We start from the raw sequence: 1,105 nt of genomic DNA, 5'->3' as shown, positions 1-1,105 counted from the left end.
CGGAACATCGAGAAGGCGATGATGCCGACGGCGAACATGACGCCGATGGCCTGAACGGCGCGGCGAAGAGTGAAAGCGAGCATGCCTTCCACTGTCCTTGGGTGTGTGTCTGGCCGACGCCTTTGTCAGCCGGAAAAGGAAAGGTCCCGGAGGCCCGATGCTGCCGGGACCTTGTGTTCAACTGAGGCTATTCCTTCTTGGTCGCCCAGTGGAACATGACGAGATTGTCGGCGCGCTGCGACAGGTTGACCTTTTTCGATACGCCCCAAGCCAGCGCCTGCTGGTGCAGCGGGATGTACGCCCAGTCCTTGTTGGCGATTTCGTAGGCTTGCTTGATCAACTGGTTGCGCTTGGCGGTGTCGGTTTCAACCAGCACCTTGTCGGTGATGGCGTCGAACTCCTTGTTGCAATAGCCGCCGAGATTGGCTTCGCCGCGCGAGGATTTCGCATCGTCCCGGCAGCCCATGATGTCGTAGAGCACGTTGTGGGAATCCATCGTGCTCGGCGTCCAGCCCAAGAGGTAGAACGAGGTCTGGTAGCCGCCTTGCTTGAGCACCTTGGCGAAGTATTGCGCCTTCGGCTGCGCCAGGAGATTGATCTTGACGCCGATACGGGCGAGCATGCCGACGACGGCCTGGCAGATCGCAGCATCGTTGACGTAACGATCGTTCGGGCAATCCATGGTGACCTCGAAGCCATCAGGGTAACCGGCCTCGGTCAGGAGCTTCTTGGCGCCATCGGGGTCGAATTTCGGCCGCGTGAACTCCTTGGACAGCGCGAACAGTTCCGGCGCAATCATCAGAGCTGACGGCGTCGACAGCCCGCGCATCACGCGCGTCTTGATCAGCTCGATGTCGATAGCCTTGTAGAAGGCTTCGCGGACGCGGACGTCCTTGAACGGATTCTTGCCCTTGATGTTGGAGTAGAGCAACTCGTCGCGGGTCTGATCGAAACCGATGAAGATGGTGCGCAGTTCCGGCCCTTTCAGCACCTGCGCATTCGGGCTGGAATCGACGCGGGAGATGTCCTGGATCGGCACCGGCTCGATGACGTCGACTTCGCCCGAGAGCAGCGCGGCAACGCGGGTGGCGTCGGAGGCGATCGG

At 60.7% G+C, this 1,105-nt stretch carries 2 protein-coding genes; one reads left to right on the top strand and one right to left on the bottom strand.

The genetic code is table 11. The features are described from left to right. On the top strand, nt 1–185 hold a 185-nt coding region (locus tag IVA78_RS25525), incomplete at its 5' end, for a hypothetical protein (RefSeq protein WP_247468476.1). Between the two features lie 2 nt (nt 186–187). Here the strand turns inward: IVA78_RS25525 and IVA78_RS25520 are convergent. After that, on the bottom strand, nt 188–1,105 hold a 918-nt coding region (locus tag IVA78_RS25520), incomplete at its 5' end, for an ABC transporter substrate-binding protein (protein ID WP_247468474.1).

Source organism: Bradyrhizobium sp. 137 (genome assembly GCF_023074095.1).
In the GTDB taxonomy this organism is placed as follows: Bacteria; Pseudomonadota; Alphaproteobacteria; order Rhizobiales; family Xanthobacteraceae; genus Bradyrhizobium.
This window is presented reverse-complemented; position numbering and strand designations above follow the sequence as displayed.